This is a genomic window from Curvibacter sp. CHRR-16, from assembly GCF_018474005.1.
Lineage (GTDB): Bacteria > Pseudomonadota > Gammaproteobacteria > Burkholderiales > Burkholderiaceae_C > Allorhodoferax.
This window is the reverse complement of sequence record NZ_JAHCSH010000001.1, coordinates 519,298-540,177: the sequence shown is the minus strand read 5'-3', so window position 1 is coordinate 540,177 and position 20,880 is coordinate 519,298. Positions and strand designations below refer to the sequence as shown.

Annotated in this window: 20 protein-coding genes and 2 pseudogenes; 9 read left to right on the top strand and 13 right to left on the bottom strand. The window is 59.9% G+C overall.

The genetic code is table 11. The features are described from left to right. The first annotated feature begins 6 nt into the window (after positions 1–6). Positions 7–951, top strand: coding sequence for an ABC transporter substrate-binding protein (locus tag KIK84_RS02525; RefSeq protein ID WP_250207685.1), 945 nt, complete (start codon positions 7–9; stop codon positions 949–951). Further along, positions 951–1,979: a FecCD family ABC transporter permease gene (locus tag KIK84_RS02520; RefSeq protein ID WP_214121393.1), complete on the top strand. Its 1,029-nt coding sequence runs from the start codon at positions 951–953 to the stop codon at positions 1,977–1,979. The genes KIK84_RS02525 and KIK84_RS02520 overlap by 1 nt, the downstream gene beginning before the upstream one ends. A 14-nt stretch (positions 1,980–1,993) precedes the next feature. Here the strand turns inward: KIK84_RS02520 and serS are convergent, their stop codons facing one another. The 3 genes from serS to KIK84_RS02505 are packed head-to-tail and all read right to left on the bottom strand — an operon-like array spanning position 1,994 to position 4,751. Further along, the gene (serS, locus tag KIK84_RS02515) at positions 1,994–3,301 is read right to left on the bottom strand and encodes a serine--tRNA ligase (protein WP_214121392.1); all 1,308 of its coding nucleotides are present in this window, start codon (positions 3,299–3,301) and stop codon (positions 1,994–1,996) included. A 26-nt stretch (positions 3,302–3,327) separates the two neighbouring features. Continuing rightward, positions 3,328–4,272: a 4-hydroxy-3-methylbut-2-enyl diphosphate reductase gene (ispH, locus tag KIK84_RS02510; RefSeq protein WP_214121391.1), complete on the bottom strand. Its 945-nt coding sequence runs from the start codon at positions 4,270–4,272 to the stop codon at positions 3,328–3,330. Positions 4,273–4,274: 2 nt separating this feature from the next. Further along, positions 4,275–4,751: an FKBP-type peptidyl-prolyl cis-trans isomerase gene (locus KIK84_RS02505; protein ID WP_214121390.1), complete on the bottom strand. Its 477-nt coding sequence runs from the start codon at positions 4,749–4,751 to the stop codon at positions 4,275–4,277. A 45-nt stretch (positions 4,752–4,796) separates the two neighbouring features. Here KIK84_RS02505 and KIK84_RS16965 point away from each other — a divergent pair. The 5 genes and pseudogenes from KIK84_RS16965 to KIK84_RS02485 all read left to right on the top strand — a co-directional run. Beyond that, positions 4,797–4,952 (top strand): annotated as a pseudogene (locus KIK84_RS16965) (UPF0758 domain-containing protein); the annotation flags it as partial. Positions 4,953–5,039: 87 nt separating this feature from the next. After that, positions 5,040–5,555: pseudogene (gene radC, locus KIK84_RS02500) on the top strand (RadC family protein); the annotation flags it as partial. Then, complete coding sequence (locus KIK84_RS02495) at positions 5,552–6,280, top strand: Smr/MutS family protein (RefSeq protein WP_214121388.1); 729 nt, start codon at positions 5,552–5,554, stop codon at positions 6,278–6,280. The pseudogene radC and the gene KIK84_RS02495, both read left to right, overlap by 4 nt. Then, entirely contained in the window at positions 6,267–6,419 is a 153-nt protein-coding gene (locus tag KIK84_RS02490; protein ID WP_214121387.1) for a hypothetical protein, read from the top strand. Before KIK84_RS02495 ends, KIK84_RS02490 begins: the two co-directional genes overlap by 14 nt. A gap of 15 nt (positions 6,420–6,434) precedes the next feature. Continuing rightward, positions 6,435–7,313 carry an acyltransferase family protein gene (locus KIK84_RS02485; RefSeq protein ID WP_214121386.1) on the top strand — a complete coding sequence of 293 codons (879 nt, stop codon included), beginning with the start codon at positions 6,435–6,437 and terminating at the stop codon, positions 7,311–7,313. An 8-nt stretch (positions 7,314–7,321) separates the two neighbouring features. Here the strand turns inward: KIK84_RS02485 and KIK84_RS02480 are convergent, their stop codons facing one another. The 5 genes from KIK84_RS02480 to KIK84_RS02460 form a co-directional block, all read right to left on the bottom strand. Continuing rightward, a complete protein-coding gene (locus tag KIK84_RS02480) occupies positions 7,322–8,176 on the bottom strand; it encodes a dioxygenase family protein (protein ID WP_214121385.1) in 855 nt (284 codons plus the stop codon). A 67-nt stretch (positions 8,177–8,243) separates the two neighbouring features. Next, positions 8,244–10,052, bottom strand: coding sequence for a polysaccharide lyase family protein (locus KIK84_RS02475; RefSeq protein ID WP_250207734.1), 1,809 nt, complete (start codon positions 10,050–10,052; stop codon positions 8,244–8,246). Positions 10,053–10,059: 7 nt separating this feature from the next. Continuing rightward, the gene (locus KIK84_RS02470) at positions 10,060–10,461 is read right to left on the bottom strand and encodes a group II truncated hemoglobin (RefSeq protein WP_214121383.1); all 402 of its coding nucleotides are present in this window, start codon (positions 10,459–10,461) and stop codon (positions 10,060–10,062) included. Positions 10,462–10,477: 16 nt separating this feature from the next. Further along, positions 10,478–10,924 (bottom strand): DUF1284 domain-containing protein, encoded by a 447-nt coding sequence (locus tag KIK84_RS02465; protein ID WP_214121382.1) that lies wholly within the window; start codon positions 10,922–10,924, stop codon positions 10,478–10,480. A 4-nt stretch (positions 10,925–10,928) separates the two neighbouring features. Then, positions 10,929–13,460: an ABC transporter permease gene (locus tag KIK84_RS02460; RefSeq protein ID WP_214121381.1), complete on the bottom strand. Its 2,532-nt coding sequence runs from the start codon at positions 13,458–13,460 to the stop codon at positions 10,929–10,931. Between the two features lie 87 nt (positions 13,461–13,547). Between KIK84_RS02460 and KIK84_RS02455 the strand changes: the two genes are divergently transcribed. Continuing rightward, positions 13,548–15,092 carry a sensor domain-containing diguanylate cyclase gene (locus tag KIK84_RS02455; RefSeq protein WP_214121380.1) on the top strand — a complete coding sequence of 515 codons (1,545 nt, stop codon included), beginning with the start codon at positions 13,548–13,550 and terminating at the stop codon, positions 15,090–15,092. Here KIK84_RS02455 and folK read toward each other — a convergent pair. The 5 genes from folK to KIK84_RS02430 are packed head-to-tail and all read right to left on the bottom strand — an operon-like array spanning position 15,037 to position 19,649. Then, positions 15,037–15,534: a 2-amino-4-hydroxy-6-hydroxymethyldihydropteridine diphosphokinase gene (gene folK, locus KIK84_RS02450; RefSeq protein WP_214121379.1), complete on the bottom strand. Its 498-nt coding sequence runs from the start codon at positions 15,532–15,534 to the stop codon at positions 15,037–15,039. The genes KIK84_RS02455 and folK overlap by 56 nt on opposite strands. Continuing rightward, the gene (pcnB, locus tag KIK84_RS02445; protein ID WP_214121378.1) at positions 15,531–17,135 is read right to left on the bottom strand and encodes a polynucleotide adenylyltransferase PcnB; all 1,605 of its coding nucleotides are present in this window, start codon (positions 17,133–17,135) and stop codon (positions 15,531–15,533) included. Before pcnB ends, folK begins: the two co-directional genes overlap by 4 nt. A gap of 36 nt (positions 17,136–17,171) precedes the next feature. Continuing rightward, the gene (locus KIK84_RS02440; protein WP_214121377.1) at positions 17,172–17,858 is read right to left on the bottom strand and encodes an HAD family hydrolase; all 687 of its coding nucleotides are present in this window, start codon (positions 17,856–17,858) and stop codon (positions 17,172–17,174) included. After that, the gene (gene hda / locus KIK84_RS02435; RefSeq protein WP_214121376.1) at positions 17,855–18,538 is read right to left on the bottom strand and encodes a DnaA regulatory inactivator Hda; all 684 of its coding nucleotides are present in this window, start codon (positions 18,536–18,538) and stop codon (positions 17,855–17,857) included. The genes KIK84_RS02440 and hda overlap by 4 nt, the downstream gene beginning before the upstream one ends. Positions 18,539–18,548: 10 nt before the next feature. After that, a complete protein-coding gene (locus KIK84_RS02430; RefSeq protein WP_214121375.1) occupies positions 18,549–19,649 on the bottom strand; it encodes an AI-2E family transporter in 1,101 nt (366 codons plus the stop codon). Positions 19,650–19,748: 99 nt separating this feature from the next. Between KIK84_RS02430 and purM the strand changes: the two genes are divergently transcribed. Further along, positions 19,749–20,792, top strand: coding sequence for a phosphoribosylformylglycinamidine cyclo-ligase (gene purM, locus KIK84_RS02425; RefSeq protein ID WP_214121374.1), 1,044 nt, complete (start codon positions 19,749–19,751; stop codon positions 20,790–20,792). Positions 20,793–20,880 lie beyond the last annotated feature (88 nt).

Sequence of the window (20,880 nt, the reverse complement as noted above, 5' to 3'; positions counted from 1 at the left end):
CACCCTATGCGCAAACTTTGCACCCTGCTGGCCTTGTTCGCAGCAAGCCAGCTTGCCACCGCCCAAACATTCCCCGTCACAGTCGATAGCTGCGGACAAAAACTGACCTTTGATGCCCCCCCCAAACGCGCGGTGATTCATGACCTGAACATGACCGAAATGGCTTTGGCCTTGCACCTCAATGCCAGCATGGTTGGCGTAACGGGCATTACGGGTTGGTACAAAACTGGGCCCGAATTCAAAGCAACACTGGGCAGCATTCCCGAACTTGCGCCCAAATACCCCACGCTGGAAAACCTGCTGGCGGTCAACCCCGACTTTTTCTTTGCCGGCTGGAACTACGGCATGAAAGTGGGGGGCGATGTGACCCCCAGCACGCTCGCGCGCTACAACATCAAGACCTTGGTTCTGTCCGAGAGTTGCATCCACGTAGACAAGCAACGCCCGGCCGCCACCATGGATTTGCTGTATGAGGACTTCATCAAACTGGGCACTATCTTTGGCAAACAAGCCCAAGCCCAAACCACCGTCAATGGCTGGAAAGAACGGCTGTCCAAGCTGCCGCGCACTGCGGGCAAAGAACCTCGGGTGTTCCTGTACGACTCCGGTGAAGACAAACCCTTTACCGCAGGCAAATACGCCATTGTGAGCGCCATGATGCAAGCCGCTGGCGGGCGCAACATCATGCAAGACATGGATACCAGTTGGGGCACTACCTCGTGGGAAACCGTGGCTGCACGCAATCCCGAATTCTTGGTGCTGCTGGACTACCAAGACGGCAATGGCGTGAGCAAGCTGCTGCAGTTCTTGCAACAACACCCCGCCATGCGTGAAACCGATGCTGTGAAGAACCAACGCTACGTGGCGTTGCGCTATGCCGAAATCACCCCCGGACCGGCCAACATAGACGCCATTGAAAAAATGGCCAAAGCCATGCGCGCCAAGCCCTGATGCATCTACAACGACCTTTTCCGCTTGTGGCGGCTTGCGCCGTATTGGGCGTACTCACACTGGGTTTGCTGGCAGTACTGGGCACACTGTTAGGTAGCACTGCACTGCCATGGCAGCAGGTGCTTAGCAGCCTATTGGGCAACTGGGGCCACGCCATCGGTTTGCCTGCAGTCGATATGCCCACCCAGCGCATCATCGTAGACCTGCGCTTGCCCCGCGTGCTGCTGGCTGGCTGTGTGGGCGCGGGCCTAGCGCTGGTGGGGGCCATGCTGCAAACTGCCACGCGCAACGATTTGGCCGATCCTTTCTTATTTGGCATCTCCTCTGGTGCCAGTGCCGGAGCGGTCGCAACCATCACCCTGCTGGGCGATGCGCTGGGCATTTGGTCGCTCCCCTTGGCCGCGCTGGTGGGCGCGCTGGCTTCGGCCAGCATCGTGCTGGCATTGGTCGGCAAAACCGCAGGACGTGGGCCCGAAAAAATCATCTTGGCAGGTTTGGCCAGTTCTTTTTTGTTTGGGGCCTTGACGCATTTTTTGGTCTTTGCCGGAGACCAACGGGCTGCTGGCAGCGTGTTTTTTTGGACCTTGGGTGGTCTGGGAAGCGCCCGCTGGGACAACCTGCCACTGGCGCTGCTAGGCTTAGGGCTGCTGGTGGGCTACGCCTACTGGCGTCGGCGCGCTTTGGATGGTTTGCTGGCCGGTGATGAAACCGCCCACAGCTTAGGCTTGCACCCCCAACGCTTGCGCTATGAGGTGTTTGCCGTCTCGTCGGTGGCCACCGCCTGCTTTGTGGCCCTGAGTGGGGTCATTGGCTTTGTCGGGCTCATGGTGCCGCACTTGGCACGCGCCATCACAGGGGCGCTGCACACCCGCTTGCTGCTGCTGTGTGCACTCATGGGGGCATGCTTTTTGCTGGCCAGCGACTTGGTCAGCCGCACCCTGCTGGCCCCGCAAGAGCTGCCCGTAGGCATTGTGACGGGTGCGGTGGGCGGGGTGTTTGTAGTGGTCAACACCCTGCGCCAACGCTAAAGCACCCGCACTGCTTAGCGCAACACCTCAACGCCACCCATGTAGGGGCGCAGCACTTCGGGCACGGTCACCGAGCCATCGGCGTTCTGGTAGTTTTCCAGCACCGCCACCAGCGTGCGGCCCACGGCCAAGCCAGAGCCGTTGAGGGTGTGTACCAACTCGTTCTTGCCAGCGGCGTTTTTGAAACGGGCTTGCAAGCGGCGGGCTTGGAAAGCCTCGCAGTTGGACACCGAGCTGATCTCGCGGTACGTACCTTGCGCTGGCACCCACACTTCCAAGTCAAAAGTCTTGGCAGCGCCAAAGCCCATATCACCCGTGCACAGGCTCAACACGCGGTAAGGCAAGCCCAGCTTTTGCAAAATGGCCTCCGCGTGGCGCACCATCTCGTCCAGCGCTTCGTAGCTCTTGTCGGGGTGGGTGATTTGCACCATTTCCACCTTGTCGAACTGGTGCTGGCGGATCAGGCCGCGGATATCGCGCCCGCCGCTGCCAGCCTCGGAGCGGAAGCACGGTGTGTGGGCGGTTAGCTTGATGGGCAAATCGCCCTCAAGCACGATTTCGTCGCGCACGAAGTTGGTCAGGCTCACCTCGCTGGTGGGGATGAGGTAGAGCGCCACATTCTCGTCACCGCCCTCTTGGCCCCCTTTTTTGGCGGCAAACAGGTCTTCCTCAAACTTGGGCAACTGGCCTGTACCGCGCAGGCTATCACCATTGACGATATAGGGCGTGTAGCACTCGGTGTAGCCGTGTTCGCTGGTTTGGGTGTCGAGCATGAACTGCGCCAAAGCACGGTGCAAACGGGCGATTTGCCCTTTCATCACGGTAAAGCGCGCACCGCTGAGCTTGACGCCCATTTCAAAGTCCAGCCCCAAGGGCGCGCCCAAGTCCACGTGGTCTTTGATGGGGAAGTCCACGCTGCGGGGGCTGCCCCAGCGGCGCACTTCCACGTTGCCCTCTTCGCCAGCGCCTACGGGCACGCTCTCGTGCGGCAAGTTGGGCACGGCCAGCAGCATTTTTTCCATAGCGGCTTGGATCTCGTCCAAACGCGCAGCAGAGGCTTCCAACTCGCTCTTGAGCCCAGCCACTTCGGCCATGGCAGCATCAGCCTCAGCGTGCTGGCCTTTGCCTTTGAGCATGCCAATTTGCTTGCTCACGCTGTTGCGCTTGGCTTGCAACTCTTCGGTGCGCATTTGGATGGTTTTGCGCTCAGCTTCCAGGCTTTTGAAGGCCTCTACATCCAAAAACTGCTGGGGGTTTTTGCGGGTTTGCAAACGGGCGACCACAGCGTCGATGTCTTTGCGCAGCAGGGTAATGTCAAGCATGGGGTTTCTCAGTCAAATAACAGTTTTTATTCTTCAATCTTCAAGCCCTTGGGCAGGGGAAACTTCATGGTTTCCTCCACACCGGGCATAGAGCGCACCGACAACGCGCCCAAGTCTTTGAGGCGCTGGATCACGCCGTCAACCAGTATCTGTGGGGCCGATGCACCGGCAGTCAGTCCCACGCGGGGGCGGCCTTCCAACCACTGGGCTTGCAGTTCGTCGGCATTGTCCACCATGTAGCCGGGGGTGCCTAAGCGTTCAGCCAGTTCACGCAGCCGGTTGCTGTTGGAACTGGTGGGGCTGCCCACCACGATGACCACATCCACCTCGCTGCTGAGCAGCTTGACCGCATCCTGCCGATTTTGGGTGGCGTAGCAAATGTCTTGCTGCTTGGGGCGGCGCACCTGGGGAAAACGCGCCACCACAGCAGCGGTGATCTCGGCCGCATCGTCCACGCTCAGCGTCGTTTGGGTGACCACGGCCAGCTTATCGGTTTGGCTAGGTTGGATACGGGCCACATCAGCCACGTCCTCTACCAGATGGATACCGCTGTCGAGCTGGCCCATGGTGCCTTCCACCTCGGGGTGACCTTTGTGGCCGATCATGATGAACTCGTAGCCCTCTTTGTGCAGCTTAGCCACCTCCACGTGCACCTTGGTCACCAGAGGGCAAGTGGCATCAAAGATTTGGAATCCGCGGGCGGCGGCTTCTTCTTGCACGGCTTTGCTCACGCCGTGGGCCGAGAACACCAGCGTCGCGCCCGGTGGCACGTCACTGAGCTCTTCGATAAAGATGGCACCCCGGTTTTTGAGGTCTTCCACCACATAAGTGTTGTGCACGATTTCGTGGCGCACATAGATGGGCGCGCCGAACTTGGCCAGTGCGCGCTCCACTATCTCGATGGCGCGATCCACCCCAGCGCAAAAACCGCGTGGTTCGGCCAACACAATCTCTTGTACAGAGGTGTTCATGCTCACAGCACCCCAATGACTTGCACTTCAAACGTCACCGGCTGGCCTGCCAGCGGATGGTTGAAGTCAAACAACACAGCGCCGGACTTACCAGAGGCGGCATCCACATCGCGCACTTCCAACACCACGCCAGCGAACTGGCCCAAGCCATCGGGCGTGGGGAACTGCACCACATCACCGGGGGAATAGGTTTCGTGCGGATCGCCCATGTCGGTGAGCACTTTGCGCGACAGCCACTGCTGCATGTCCGGGCTGCGGTCACCAAAAGCGGCACCTGCGGGCAGCTCAAACGTGGTGTGCGTCCCCTCGGGCAAGCCCAGCAAACACTGCTCGACCGCAGGCGATAGCTGGCCTGTGCCCAGTGTCAGCGTGGCGGGTTTGTCGCCAAAGGTGTTGATGATGTCGCCCGCAGGCCCGCCAAGGCGGTAATGCAGCGTGAGAAAAGAACCCGGCTCGATGCGGGCAGCAGTGCTTGTCATGTGGATCCCGATAAACTGACCGCTATTGTAAAAAGGCGCGCCGCCATGCTGCTCAAAGACTTACCCGCCAATGCCCGCCCGCGCGAAAAAATGTTGTCGCTAGGGCCCTCTGCCCTCAGCGATGCCGAGTTGCTAGCCCTGTTGCTGCGCACCGGACTGCCCGGAAAGAATGTGCTGCAGCTAGCCGAAGAACTGCTCAACATCAAAAATGATAGCAGCCCCAGCAATACCCATGCGCCTTCGGACGCAATTGGCTCCAATATGCCAAGCAACACCACCGCCAAACGATTGGGCGGTATCTCCGCACTGCTGCACGCAGGGGCAGACGATCTCAAGCGAATCAAAGGCCTGGGGCCCGCCAAACGCAGTGAATTGATGGCGGTGCTGGAGCTGGCGCGCCGCGCCATCGCCCAGCGGCTGCAAGAAGGTGCACTGCTGAACGACCCCAGCAGCGTGCGCCAGTACGTGCAAATGCACATTGCCAACTTGCAGCACGAGGTGTTTGCCGTGTTGTTTTTGGACGCCCAGCACCGCCTACTGGCTATGGAAGAGTTGTTTCGCGGCACGCTCACGCAAACCAGCGTGTACCCACGCGAAGTCGTCATCCGCGCCCTGCACCACCACGCGGCGGCAGTGATTTTGGCGCACAACCACCCCAGCGGCAGCGTGCAGCCCAGCCGTGCCGACGAGGCGCTGACCCACACGCTCAAAGCCGCCCTGGCCTTGGTGGACGTGCGGGTGCTGGACCACATCATCGTCGCACCCGGTGCGTCGGCATCGCTGGCAGAACAGGGCTTGCTATGAGCCCGCGCCCAGCCAACCCAGGCGCTGCGCCGCCACGCTTTACTACCTTGGGCGAACTCAAAAAAATCAAAAAACTGCTGGCCGAGCAAGCAGCGCAAGCGGCTCAGCAAGAAGCACTGCGACGCGAGCAAGAACGCCAGCGCCAACAGCAAGCCATCGAACGCAACCTGTTTCGCCATGCTGTGGGCCGGGTACGCCCGCTGGCCGAGCATGGCAGAGCCGATTTGCGCCCCGAGCCACCCCGCCCACTGCCTGTGCAAAAAGAACTGGACGATGCCGCCGCCCTGCAAGAAGCACTGAGTGACGAGGTGGACATCACCACGCTGCTGGAAACCGACGAACACCTGAGTTTTCGCCGCCCCGGCGTGGGCATGGACGTGACACACAAACTGCGCCGTGGGCGCTGGAGCATTCAGGCCCAAGTGGACTTGCACGGCCTGCGCAGCGACGAGGCACGCCAAACGCTGGCCGACTTCATCCGCCAAGCGCACCGCGCTGGCCTGCGCTGCGTGCGCGTGGTGCACGGCAAAGGCCTGGGCTCCCCCGGCAAAACCCCTGTCCTCAAGGCCAAAGTACAGCGCTGGTTGGTACAAAAAAATGAAGTGATCGCCTTTGTGCAAGCCGCCCCATCCCACGGTGGTGCGGGGGCTTTGGTGGTGTTGCTGCAAAGCCAACGTCCACAAACCAACGCCAAACACCTCCCCAAACCCGATGCAAGCCACTGAATCCAAAACCTACTACCCCTATTTCGACTACCTGCGCATCGTGCTGGCCATGCTGGTGGTGCTCTACCATGAGCGTGTTATCCCAGTCGAATGGATAGGCAATGCCGCTGTACAGGTGTTTTTCGCTCTGTCCGGCTAGTTGATTGGGGGCATCTTGCTCAAAACCCCCACTGCTGGTTTGCCGCGCTTTTATTTCAACCGCGCCACCCGCATCTGGATACCCTACTTCTTGGCCGTAGCAGCCGTGTTGCTGCTGTCTTTGCTGCGCAAAGAGTTCTCTGCCAAGTGGTTGGAAATTGCGGCCTACCAACTCACTTTTGTCTACAACCTGTTTGGAACGCCTCAGCTAGAGCAATTTCGCAATGCCATGCCCTTGCAAGGTACAGGCCACCACTTTTGGAGCATCAATGCCGAAGAGCAGTTTTACCTGCTGGCCCCCCTGCTGCTCACGCCCTTGCTCGGTCGCTGGGGGCGCCACCCTGTGCTGTGGTTGGCATTGGCTGTACTGACTTGGTATCTGAATTTCTACCAAAGCATTGTGTTTGGCGTGGCCGCTGCAGCGCTGTGCCAACACTGGGGCATTGAACGCCTCTCGCTGACCATTCGCACCTTCGCCGCCTGCTGTGCCGTTGCGGCCTTGAGCGCCATTGTGCTGGGCTACTCGTACAACCACTGGGTGGCATTCATGGGCATTGGGGTGGTACTGGCGTTCAGCACCCAAGGCCCTGAACACCGTATTGGCCAGTTTTTGGGCGGCATGTCTTACCCCCTGTATTTGAACCACTGGATGGGCGCTTTTGTTGCCAACGGCCTGCTCACGCCTTGGGGCCTGCGTGAGAGCATTGCCAAAACAGTGCTGGCCACAGCAGCGGCCTTGGTCATCGGTGCGCTGGCCTATGTACTGGTTGATCGCAATATCGCCCGCTACAGAAACCGCTACTACACGGACAACCTCGGCATGGGCCTGCTGGCTGCCAGCTTTGCCCTGATGTCCATAGGCCTCACGCTCGGTTGGTATTGGCAACACCCATGAAGTGCAAACTACACCGCCACAGTAATCGTCGCGGTGTAACCCGCACTCACACTACCCGTTACCGTAGCCATCTGCTGGCTGGTGCAAATATCGCTAAACACCATGTCGGTGGCCAAGGTGATGGCACCAAATCGACTGGCGTTACCGCTGTAAGCAGAAGTCGCATACACCGTATCGCACACGCTTTCAGGCAAGGCCAACTGCGAGGTTTTCACTTGGTCTGAAGCGGGATTGGTGGTGGCCAATGTTTCACTGGCATACACCTCAAAATGAATGTGTGGCCAGCGCGGCGTGTAGCAACCGGGAAATATGGTGGTGAACGTGACCTGTCCGCTGCTATCTGTCACCTGCACGCCACGCAAATAGTTGGCACTGGTGGTGTTGTAGAGCGAATAGTTACCGCCCTTGTCGCAGTGCCACACATAAATGGCATACCCGACCAAGGGCGTGCTGCTACTGGCGCTGAGCAAGGTCAACGTCAAAGTCAAGGGAACCCCTGTCGCTGTACCGGAGTAACTGCCAAAACTGGAGGTGATGTCCGAGCGCACCACGCCGCTTTGCGTGAGCACATTCACGACTGAACCACTGAGGGTGTTGGATCCATCCCCAGGGTAAGGCCCAACCGTTTCGCTGGGGACGACTGAGCACGTAGAGGTGCTGGAGGAGCCAGTGCTGGAACTGGAAGAACCATCTGAGGAGCCACCACCACCACCACAACCTGCCAAATGCCAAGGCATGATCAAGCCTGCCGCGCCAGCACCCAAGGTGCGCATGGCCAACCGCCGCGCTGCCGGATCGACAAGCACCGTCGCCCCTGGCTTGAAGAGATTTTGTAAATGGGGAAAGTCTTGTATCAATCGCATAAGCTGATGCTAGGCAGGCAAGCAGGAGACAAATGGGAGGCAAATAGTGCAAAACGCAAAGGCCGTGTTATGGGGCCGTGCCGTAGAGCACCGCGTCGTACATCACCTGCCCGCCCTCTAATTGCAGAGTGATGGTGTTGCGGCCTGTGCGCAACAGTGCAGCTGGGATGCGCAGCGCATGGCTGCTGTAGCGGCCACTGCGGTTGGCGCTGCGGTAAAGCGCCTTGTCGTTCTCTGGAGTGACCACCCCTATTTCCACGCCATTCATGCGCACCACCAAACGCGGCGCACTGTACACAGGACGCAGTGCATCGCTGCTGCCCGCCAAGGCCAGGGTGAGTTGGCGATCCCGGCCATCCGCACGATCGTCAAACAAGATGCGCCACGTACCCACTTGGGTTTGGGCGTAGTACCAATCGCTGTCGTGCGACTTACCCACCTCAAAGTCCCAATCGGCAGGCACTTGCAGCGGCAAGTTATAGCGGCGGGGACGGTCTGCCAAGGCAAAGCCTGTGGCTTGCCTATCGGTTTGGCCTATGGCCCACAGGGGTGTGGGCTGCAGGGGCAATGCCATGGGTGGCAACTGCACAGTGTGCCGGCCCGATGGGACTGCGATGTGCACCACGCGATCGAGCAATACACCCGCTTGCTGCCCCCCACTGGCATAGACCACCATGCGGTAGTCGCCTGCGGGCATGTGCAGGCTAAAGCGGCCTTGCGCGTCGGTGCGCGCCGTGTAGGTGTAGCCCAGGTTTTGCAGAGCAGGCTCCTCGGTGAGCGAGGTAGACATGGCCACATCCAACAAGGGCATGCTGGCGCTAGCGGGTTGGGGCACCAGTTGCCCTTGTACCTGCCAATACGGCTGAGCGTTGGGCATATCGCGAGCACCACGGGCATCATGCAGCCAGCTATACGGCCACTGTGCACGCTCTTGCTGGCTGCGCGCCAGTGCGTCCGCATAGAGTAGCTCCGGCCCACTGGCTTGGTTCACGTACAGCAACCACGGGCCATAGCGCTTGCGCCACCCTGGCGGGGCTTGCATTTCTGTACTACCCAAATGCGCCCCGGTCATATACACCAGCGCCAGCGCGTCTTGGTGCACCAGCAAGTCTTGGCGGAGTGCATCGCCCGAAAAATACTCTGTCCCTGCTGGAACCACCCAAGCCCCCAGCCATACCCCGCTGGGATGCCTGCCCAATACCCCCCACACAGGGGTTTGGCGCTGGTACCCAGCCCAGTCGTATTTGGTGTAGTACTGGCCATACGGGTCTTGATCTGGTAGCTGCCAAGTTTCGTCCTGCACCTTGGTCATAAGGGCCAGTTCAGCATAGCTGTGGGGCTGCAGTACCTGCTGGCCGTTGTGCAAGGTGTGCAGCCAGAAGGGGTTGAAACGGTACACCGCACGCAGCTCTTGCACCCGCAGTGGCTGCTGCATTGGATTACCAGCCACCACATAGCTGTACAGACCCGCCACACCGGGGCGCAAGAGGTAATGCACTTCCAACAGCAAGCCGGTTGCAGCACGCTCGTCCACGTAGGCTATGTGCAGCAGTTGCTCGCTTTGCTCTAGCACCCGCAAGGCGGTGGGGTTAAAGCGTTGGTTTTTGTCGCCCGTGTAGTCCACATAGCCACTGCTGGGCTTCGCTTGGGCTGTAGCTGCACTGGCGGTATCACTGGCATCCATCAGGCGTTTGCCTGCCCGACTGAGCAAGCGCAGCTCCCCTTTGTCTAGCTGCACCTGCAGCAAACCATTGTCCATGGTGGCTTGCAAACCTTGGGTATGTAGCTGCAAGCTGGCAGCCTGCCCAGCCGCGCAGGCACACGCCAGCGCGCATGCTGCCAAAAGCCTGTGCCCTATCTGGCGCATCCAGCGCATAGACACGTTATGCCCCGACGTTGCGCATCCAATCGGCAGTTTGAAAAAAACTCTGCTCCAGTCGCTCGCGCAGTGCCGGGTCTATGCCCACCTCGCGCATGGATTGGGCCATGCATGCCACCCACTGGTCGCGTTCTTGGATGCCGATCTTGAAAGGCATGTGCCGCGCCCGCAAGCGGGGATGGCCAAAGCGCTCAACAAAATAGTTGGGCCCCCCCATCCAACCGCACAAAAACCAAAACAGTTTTTGCCGCGCATCGTCCAAGGTGTTGCCATGGGCGGCACGCAGCTCAGCGTACGCAGGCTCCAAATCCATGAGGTCGTAAAAGCGTTCTACCAAACGGGTGATAACGGGTTCGCCGCCGATTACATCGAACAAGCTTGCTTGGTTGGGTTCTTGAATCTGCATAGCCCTATTGTCGTGCCTAGCCCCCCTGCAAACGCACACCAGCAAAGCCATTGGCCGCAATGCCATCGCACAACTTGCTCCACTCGCAGTCGTAGCAACCTACACGCAAGCGCCCATCGGCAAAGGCTTGGCGCAAGGTGTGCACAGCCTCGGCATTGAGGTGCCAACCTTCTGCCCGGGCGGTAGGCAAAGCAGCCTGCACGGCTTGCCAAGCCAAGTGATCTCGGTGGTCTATGCGGGCTTCGTGGCAATGGCAACTGGGCTCGCCCAACATGGGCTGGCAAATGTCATCGGGGCCGCTGACCAACTGCACCTCTTCACCCGCCTGGATGCGTGCAAGCACCCGATTGAAGTGGGCCGTGAAACGGGGGGTATAGCCCTTGCCTATATAAGTGAGCAAACACAGCAAATGGTGGCCGCGCAAACGCACCACCCCACTTTCGGTTTGTGCTGATGGGATCATGCGCTCAATCCACGCGCTGTCTCAGGGTTTGCACCACCGGGCGCTGCAGCACTTCACGCAAGCTCCACCAGCCTGCCAGACCGGCCAAGGCGGCACCCGCCAGAGCACCACCCAGCAACACCCAGGGCGACACCATCCAGTCAAACGCAAACACATAGCGCGCCAATGCCCAGCCCAGAGCGCTGGCCACAGCAGCGGCCAGCAAACCAGCCAAGAAGCCCAAGCCCATCAATTCGGCCCGCTGCACTTGGCGCAGCAAGGGACTGCCCGCCCCCAATGCGCGCAGCACAGCGAACTCACGCGCCCGGTCTTCCCGCGTGGTGCCCACAGCGGCCAGCAACACCACAATGCCCGCAGCCAAGGTAAAGGCAAACAAAAACTCGACCGCTTGGATCACTTGATCCAGCACGCGCTGGATTTGCGCCAAAGTGCTGCTCAAGTCCACCACAGTGAGGTTGGGAAATTGGCGCACCAAGGCGTTGTCAAAACTGCCACTGCTGGCTGTGCGCTCGGGGGCGCGAAAGGCGGTAAGGTAAGTCACAGGCACTTCGGGCATCGCCGCTTTGGGGAACAGCACAAAGAAATTGGCCCGCATGCTGGTCCAGTCCACTTTGCGCAGCGAGGTGATACGCCCCTGCACCATTTGCCCCGCTATATCAAACTGCAGCATGTCACCTAGCTGGAGCCCCAATGTATCGGCCAGCCCTTGCTCCACGCTCACTGCATCGGGTTCTTCTGCTTGCCAGCGGCCTTGGGTCAAGGAGTTGTGTTCGGGCTGGCTGGCAGTGTGCGAGAGGTTGAACTCCCTATCGACCAAGCGTTTGGCACGGTCATCTTGGTAATCGTCCACACTCACCGCTTTGCCATTCACCGCCACCAAACGCCCCCGAAACATGGGAAACCAGTCGTAAGAAGCCACACCGGCTTGGTTGAGCGCGCTGCGCACCGCATCGGCTTGGTCGGGCTGGATATTGATGGCAAAGCGGTTGGGGGCATTGGGGGGCGTGGCTTTGCGCCAACTGTCAATGAGGTCGGTACGCAGCAGCACCAGCAGCACCAGTGCCAGCAAGCCCACCGCCAAGGCACTGACTTGCAGCACCGCCAACCCCGGGCGGGCGCCCACTTGGCGCGTGGCCAGCACCAGCCAACGCGGTGCAGTGTTCTCATTGACCATGCGGCGCAACAACCACACCGACACAGCCGCTACGCCCGCAAACAGCAAGGCTGCGCCAGCAAAACCACCCACCGAAATCAAACCCAACCACCAATCGCGGCTGGCCAAAAGCAGCAGTGCAGCAAAACCCAGCAAGCCGGTACCCAGCACCACCAGCGAGGCGGCTCGGGGTTGCCCCAAATCCCGCCGAATGACCCGCAAGGCAGGCACCTGCGCCAACTGCAGCACAGGAGGCAAACCAAAGGCCAGCAGCAGCGTCAAGCCCATTCCCAGCCCCATGGCCACAGGCCAGGCGCTTGGCGCGGGCAACTCCGCCCCCACCAAACCAGCCAACAAGGCCACAAACAGGTAGTGCACCGCATAGCCCAACAGCACGCCCAAACTGCTGGCAGCCAACCCCGCTAACAAAAACTCCAGCCCATAACTGGCCGCCATGGTGCGATGCGGCAAGCCCAGCACGCGCAGCATGGCGCAATCGTCCAAATGGCGACTGGCAAACGAGCGTGCCGCCAGCGCTACAGCCACTGCACACAGCAAAGCCGCCAGCAAGGCAACCAGGTTGAGAAACTTGTTGGCGCGCTCCAGCGTTTGGGCCATTTCAGGACGGCCACCGTCTAAGGTTTCCACCCGAACACCGCGCATATTGCCCTCTTGCACATGGCCTTGCGCCCACTGTACATAGGCACGCACCCGGGCCGCATCGCCCGCAACGGCCAAGCGGTAGTTGATGCGGCTGGCGGGCTGAACCAACTCGGTAGCGGCCAAATCGGCGCGATTCATCAGCACACGCGGAGCAAAGTTCATGAAGCCAGCCCCTCTGTCTGGCTCTTGGGTCAGCACCGCGCCTATGCGCAGCTGACGGTTGCCCAGCAACAAGGCATCGCCCACTTGCAAGCCCAACGCGTCCAGCAAGCCCGCATCCACCCACACGTGTCCGGCCTCGGGAATACCTTGCACCACGGCATCTGGGGCATCGGGCGCTCGTGCGGTGCGCAAGCTACCACGCAGTGGATAGCCCGTATCCACGGCCTTGAGCGCTATCAATTTGCTAGCACTTCCATGCCCATCGTCGGCCCGAGCCATGGTCGGAAAACTCAGGGTCAGCACCGCCTGCAAGCCCGACTGCTGGGCCGTTTGGGCGAATTCGGGCGTGGGTGCATTGTCGGTAGCGATGACGGCATCGCCACCCAACAACTGCCTCGCATCGCGCTGCAGCCCACCTTGCAAACGGTCTGCAAAGAAGCCCACTGCTGAGAGAGCAGCCACTGCCAGCGTCACCGCCAGCATCAAAAGCCGCAGCTCGCCTGCCCGAACATCACGCCACAGGGTGCGCCAGCCCAATTGCCAAAAAGAGATATGCATGCTGCAACCATAACACTGCAGCGTCTAACAAAAAAAAACACAAACCCCAAAGGGATAAAGGATGATGCCCGCCTTAGGTTCTGCCCCATGATCACGATCTACCTCCAGCTGAGCATCCTGTTAGCAGGCGCACTCGCATCCTTGGTACTGTCGGCTACTGCAGCGGTGCTGGTCTTGTTGGCTTTGCAGCTTGTCTTGCTGCTGTGGACTGTCTGGCGCACCAACAACAGCACCTCAGCCCCTACTGACACCAACGCTGGCATGCTGGAGTATTCGCAGCGACTCATTGATGCCATTCCTTTTCCCATCTACATCAAAGACCAGCACGGCACCGTCCTGCTGATTAACCAAGCCCAAGTCGCCCAATGGCAGCATGAGAAAAAGGACATTGATCTGGTAGGTAAGCAGTCCTACCACATGAATTCCAGCATCCCGCACCAACAAACCTCTATGCGCGAAGATGCCGACATCATCGCCAACAACGCCAACGTGGCCAAGGAAGAGCTGTACACCAACCTGCACACCAGCGAAATGGAATATCGGCACATCAGCAAGCGCAAATTTGTTGACACCGACGGCCGGCCACTGATTGCTTGCGTCAAATTCGATCTGTCCCCACAACGGCGTGCCGAGCAGCGATTGCTGCAAGAAATTGAACACGAAAAAACCTTGCGTGAGCGCAGCACCGAATTCATTCAACGGGTCATAGATGTGATTCCCGATCCGTTTTACATCAAGAACGATGCCGGTTTTTTTGTCATGGTGAACGAGGCCTATGCACGCCACCAAGGCTTTGCCAAGCATGAACTCATTGGCAAGCCTGTGACCAAAACCAAACCCCGTTCTGCAGAACTAGCCAAAGACACTCCATTTGAGGATAAAGCCGTACTCGATGGAGCAGAAATCAACAAGGATCAGCACTACATCAGCCCCATCACAGGCGAAGAAAAGTACCGCCACATCTCCAAACGCCTGTGTTTGGGCATGGACGGGGAAAAACTCATTGTGGTGGCGCACTTTGACATCACGCCATGGAAAATGGCAGAGCGAGAAATAGAGCGCTTGGCCAGCACCGATGCGCTCACCCAACTGCACAACCGACGCAGCTTTGACACCCATGCCCAGCACCTCATCAGCTTGGCCAAACGCCACAACCAAGCGTTGTCGCTGCTCATACTGGATGTGGATCACTTCAAGAACGTGAATGACCGCTACGGCCACTTAGGGGGAGATGCCGTGCTGCAACACATTGGTGAACTGCTCCACCACAGCCTGCGCGATGAGGATGTCGCCTGCCGCTGGGGTGGAGAAGAGTTTGCAGTGCTACTCCCGATGGTTGACAGCCATGGAGCGTTGGAATTAGCCAACCGTTTGCGCTTGCTGGTGCAAGACCTGCAAATTGCATTCCAAGGCCAAGCGATTCGCTGCACCATCAGTGGCGGCGTGGCTCAATGCCTTCCCCATGAAGAACTCACCCAGTGCTTGGCACGGGCGGACATGGCTTTGTATGTATCCAAAACCCAAGGGCGCAACCGCATGACCATGGCACCGGGCACAACACCCCCTCTGTCCAACACTACAAAGGCCATATCCCCTGCGACAAGCGCAAGTGCGCCAACGCCTGCGGATTGACCAAATGTGGCGCAATATCAGCCAATGGTTGCAACACAAAAGCCCGCTCTGCCATGCGTGGATGGGGAATGGTCAGTTCCACGCTGTCCATGTGGCAATCGCCGTAGAGCAATAAATCCAAATCCAAAGTACGCGGGGCGTTGCGATAAGGCCGCTCGCGCCCGGCTTGGTTTTCCAGTGTTTGCAAAGCGTGCAACAAATCCAACGGGGCCAAATCGGTAGCCACACAGGCCACGGCATTGACGTAATCAGCCCCTCCCGCATCCACAGGGCTGCTGCCATAAAGCGCCGACTGGGCCAGCAGAGCCATGCTGGGGTGATTTGCCAACTGGGCCAAAGCCCAACGCACGGTATCGGCTGCATTGCCTGCAGCCCCGGCCAAATTACCCCCTAGACCTATATAGGCTTGCACGCAATAGGCCTGCGCAAGACCAAGACTCATTGGGCGCCGGTTTCACTGCCGCCCGACCCGCCTTCAGCGCGGCGGCCAGCACCCCCAGTGCGGCGGCGCCGACGGCGGCGGCGGCCGGGGTTGCTGCCACTCTCCTCGGTAATCGCTTCAGTGGTGCTGTCATCGTCCTGTCCGTGCACCTGCTCTTCGGGGGCCTTGGCAGCAGGGCTGCTATCAGCACTCTTTGCGGCAGGCTTGCGGCTGCGCGAGCGGGTCTGCTGCTGGGCTGCGCGCACTGCGTCCACCATGTCTTGGCGGGTACTGTCGTCGGCCGTGCTGAAGGTTTGCCACCAGTCGGCCAGTTCCACATCCACCTCGCCAATGTCCGAACGCAAGCGCATGAAATCAAATGCAGCGCGAAAGCGCGGCTGCTCTAGCAAACCGTAGGGCGCGCTGCCCACGCGCTTGTCAAAGCGTGGTTGCATGGCCCAGATTTCGCGCATATCGCCGCCCAGCTTGCCGCGGCCCGATACATCGCCAATGCGGGCATCGAATACCTTGTCCATAGCCTCTTGCAATGCCGGGTGGCTGTGCTCGCCCTGTTTGATGCGCTTTTGCCAGCCCTTGTACACGTCTTCCCACAGTACGCAGGCCAGCAAGAAGCTGGCTGCGACAGGCTTGCCCTCGCCCACACGGCGGTCGGTGTCCTGCAAAGCAGTTTGCACCAGAGGCGAAGCGCTGCGCTCCACCACCAAGTCGAGCAGCGGGTAAATGCCGCGCTCCAGCTTGTGCAAGCGCAACTGCTCGATAGAGGCCAAAGCATGCCCGGTTTGCAGCAACTTGAGCATTTCGTCGAACAAGCGGCTTTGCGGCACATCACCCAGCAAGGGCAGGCTAGTGAGCATGGGCGCAGCGGTCTTTTTGTCCAGCTTAAAGCCCAGGCCCGCCAACTTGGCCGCAAAGCGCACAGCGCGGATGATGCGCACCGGGTCTTCGCGGTAGCGCGTGGCGGGGTCGCCAATCATGCGGATAGTGCGCGATTGCACATCCTTGAAGCCACCGTGGTAGTCCACCACCCGTTGTGCCTGCGGATCGTAGTACATGGCGTTGATGGTGAAGTCACGCCGCGCTGCATCCTCAATCTGCGGGCCCCACACGTTGTCACGCAGTACCCGGCCCGAAGCATCCACCGCGTGCTGCATGCCTGCCAGTTCGGCCTTGCTGGTGCGCTCGTTGCCACTCACCTGCTCGGCCAGAGCCGAGTCCAAATGGGCACGGAAGGTGGAAACCTCTATCACCTCGTGTTCGCGGCCACGACCGTGCACCACGTGCACGATGCGAAAGCGCCGCCCGATGATGAAGGCACGGCGAAACAAGCCTTTAACCTGCTCGGGCGTGGCGTTGGTGGCCACGTCAAAGTCTTTGGGACGCAAGCCCACCAGCAGATCGCGCACCGCGCCGCCCACGATATAGGCCTCATACCCGGCGCGTTGCAGGGTTTGCACCACGTGGATGGCGCGCTCGTCCACCAACTCGGGGTTGATGCGGTGCTGTTCCGGGCCAATATCCACCCGTTTGCCAAACGATGGTTTGCGTGCTGCTCCCGTGGCTTTGTCTTTGCCCAGCAGTTTGTTGATGATTCGAGTGATCAATGCAATGTCCTTGAGACTGCCTGTGCCCCGAAGGCTTCAGGCGAAGATGTCCAGTATGCGCCAGCCACGCTCTTGCGCCAAGGCGCGCAGCGTGGCGTCGGGGTTGGTGGCAATAGCCACGTTGGCCTTTTCCAGCATGGGGATGTCGTTTTTGGAATCGGAGTAAGCCGTGACGTGCACGCTGTCCCAGCTCCAGCCACGTGCGGCCAACCAGTCGCCCACACGCTGCACCTTGCCTTCTTTAAAGGACGGTACGCCAGCGATCTCGCCGTTGTACCAGCCCGTGCTGGGGTCAATCGCCAAGTCAATGCCAATGAGGTGCTTGACACCAAACGCCGCCGCAATCGGTTGGGTCACAAACACATTGGTCGCCGTAACGATGATGACCTCATCGCCTGCGTCCAAGTGCTGGCGCACCATGTCTTGGGCCACGGGCAAGATTTGGGGCTGCACCACCTCGCGCATATAGCCTTGGTGTGCGGCGTGCGAAGCCTGTGCGCCGCGCTGCACTACCGGAGCAACCGAGAAGCGCACGTACTCATGAATATCCAAGGTGCCGTTGGAGTAGTCTTGGTAAAACGCATCGCCACGGGCTTTGAAGGCGGCATCGGCCCAGCCCAAAGACGTCATGTAATCGCCCCAGGAGTGATCGGAATCAAACGGAATCAGGGTGTGGTCCAAGTCAAACAAAGCCACACGGGCTTGGGGAGCAGAAGTTGTCATTCGTTGTCCATCATGGATTTGAGCAAAGGAATGGTGATGGGCCGCTGTGTCTGCAAGGCATAGCGATCCAGCAAATCGAGCAGCTCCATCAAGCTGCCCAAATCGCGGCTAAAGCGCTTGAGCATGTAGTCCATCACCTCATCGCGCAGAAAAACACCACGCGCATCGGCCGTCTGGCGCAGCGCACTGCGTGTTTCGGCCTCGGAAAGTAGCTGCAGACCAAACACATGGCCCCAGCCCAAGCGGGTGCGCAAATCTTCGCGCAAGGCCAGCCCCAGAGGGGTGACCGAACCGGCTGACAAAACGCTGCGTTGGTGCGCTTGCGCGTTCACAAACCAGTTGAAAGCGGCATGCTGCTGTTCGGCAGTGTACAGGTGCACATCGTCCATCAGCACGCAAGCCCAGTGCTCGTCAAAGTCGGGGGCGTGCAAAGTGCTGGCATCCATCCACCCCACACTGGCGCCGCGCATGCGCAAGGCCTCACGCACCGCTCGCAGCAGGTGTGACTTGCCACAGCCATCAGTCCCCCACAAATAGGTGGGCACAGGTGAGAGCAGGCCACTGTCGGCTGCACCCAGCCATAGCTGCAAGTGCTCCAGCACCGCTTGGTTGGGGCCCGGCACGAAGTTATCCAGCGTGGGGCCTGTCCACAGGCCTATATCCAAAGCGATCTGGCGCATGCGCTTCCTCTTACTCTTGGTGCAGGCTGCTGGCCTGGTACCACTGGCGCAAGCGGCGCAAAGCCACCAGCAGCACGGCACTGGCTGGCAAAGCCACCAGCACCCCAACAAAGCCCATGAGTTGGGCAAACGCCATCAACGCAAAAATCACACCCAAGGGGTGCAAACCAATACGCTCTCCCACCAAACGGGGGGTGAGGAAAAAACTCTCCACCACCTGCCCCAAGCCATAGACACAGCCCACCAGCAGCAGTGGGTAAAGCATGCCATCGGCCCCAAACTGCAGCAGCGCCGACAGCAAAGCCAGCACCAAACCCAGCCCAAAGCCGATGTAAGGCACAAACACCGCCAGCCCGGTAAAGGTGCCAATGGGCCAAGCCAAATCCAAGCCACCCAGCATGAGTGCCACGCTGTAGTACAGCGCCAAGCTGCCCATGACCAATACCTGCCCATGCAGGTATTGGCTCAGCACACTGTGGCACTCTTCCAAAAAGCTGTGCACCGCGTCGCGGTAGGCTGTCGGCAGCAAATCGTGCAAGCGCTCCACAAACTGTGGGCCATCTTGCAGCAGGTAGTACAGCACCACTGGAATGAGCATGGCGTTGCCCACCACGGCCACCGCCACACTGCCCCCCAAGCGCAGCGACGCCAAAGCAGAAGCCAGCATGGTCTGCACATTGGCCTGCAGGTAATTGGCCATCCAGTCGCGCAAAGTCGCTTCGTCGAGCACCGCACCATCGACCTTGATGCCCCACTGCGCCAACCATGGCAGCAGGCTGTCTTGCACGCGTTGCAGCATGGGTGGCAACTGGTCACGGATGCGCGGCAACTCGGTCAGCACGATAGGCACCAACAAACACACTACACCGAACAACAACACCAGTAGCAACAGCTCCACCACCAAGACCGTGAGCCAGCGCGGCCACCAGCGCGGGCTGCGCTGCTGCAGCCGGGTCACGAGGGGGTGCAGCACATAAGCCAAAGCGGCCGCCACCACAAAAGGGGCCAGCACTGGGGCAAGCAAATGCTGCAGAGTGAGCAACACCGCGACCAGCGCCAGCCAGAACAGGGCCTTCTTTTGAGCGGGGGTGAGTAAAGGGCTTGGAAGCATGAAAAAGTGGTGCGGCTCCGGGCAGGCTGGGGGCATGCCCTTAAAATCCGCAAATTCTATCTGGCGCTTATAGGCTCCAACCTCACTGTCCTCCTGAACATGACCCAATCTGCCACAAACACTCCCCTGTCGTACAAAGATGCAGGCGTTGACATCGACGCTGGCGACGCGCTGGTCGAGCGCATCAAGCCCTTGGCCAAGAAAACCATGCGCGAAGGCGTGCTGGCAGGCATCGGCGGTTTTGGCGCCTTGTTCGAAGTGCCCAAGCGCTACCAAGAACCCGTGCTGGTGAGCGGCACCGACGGTGTGGGCACCAAGCTCAAGCTGGCGTTTGAGTGGAATATGCACGACACCGTGGGCATCGACTTGGTGGCCATGAGCGTCAACGACGTGCTGGTGCAAGGCGCTGAGCCCCTGTTCTTCTTGGACTACTTTGCCTGCGGCAAGCTGGACGTGGACACCGCCGCAGCCGTAGTGGGCGGCATTGCCAAGGGCTGCGAACTGTCTGGCTGTGCACTGATTGGTGGCGAAACCGCCGAAATGCCCGGCATGTACCCCGCTGGCGAGTACGACTTGGCTGGCTTTGCCGTCGGCGCAGTGGAAAAATCCAAAATCCTGACCGGCCAAAACGTCGCTGCTGGCGATGTGGTGCTGGGCTTGGCATCTGCTGGCGTGCACTCCAACGGCTTTAGCTTGGTGCGCAAGTGCATCGAGCGCGCTGGCAGCAACACCCCTGCCACGCTGGACGGCAAGCCCTTCAAAAACGCCGTCATGGAACCCACCCGCCTGTACGTCAAGAGCGTGCTGGCCGCACTGGCCACCCAGCCCATCAAGGCGCTGGCCCACATCACGGGCGGTGGCTTGCTGGAAAACATCCCCCGCGTCCTGCCCGAAGGTCTGGCAGCGCATCTGGTCAAAGGCAGCTGGCCCCAGACCGAGCTGTTTGCTTGGCTGCAGAAAACGGCAGGCATTGACGACATCGAGATGAACCGCACCTTCAACAACGGCATCGGCATGGTGGTGGTAGTGGACGCCGCTCACGCAGAAGCCACCGCCGCCGCCCTGCGCGCCCAAGGCGAAACCGTGTACACCATCGGCAAGATTGCCCCACAAGGCGCAGGCGCTCAGGTGGTAGTGGCCTAAATCAGCTCTGGCCTGTGCGGCACAAGACCGTGCACAAAACGCTGTCTACCCTGCTCGGGGTGGCAGCGTTTTTTTTCGCCACTAACAC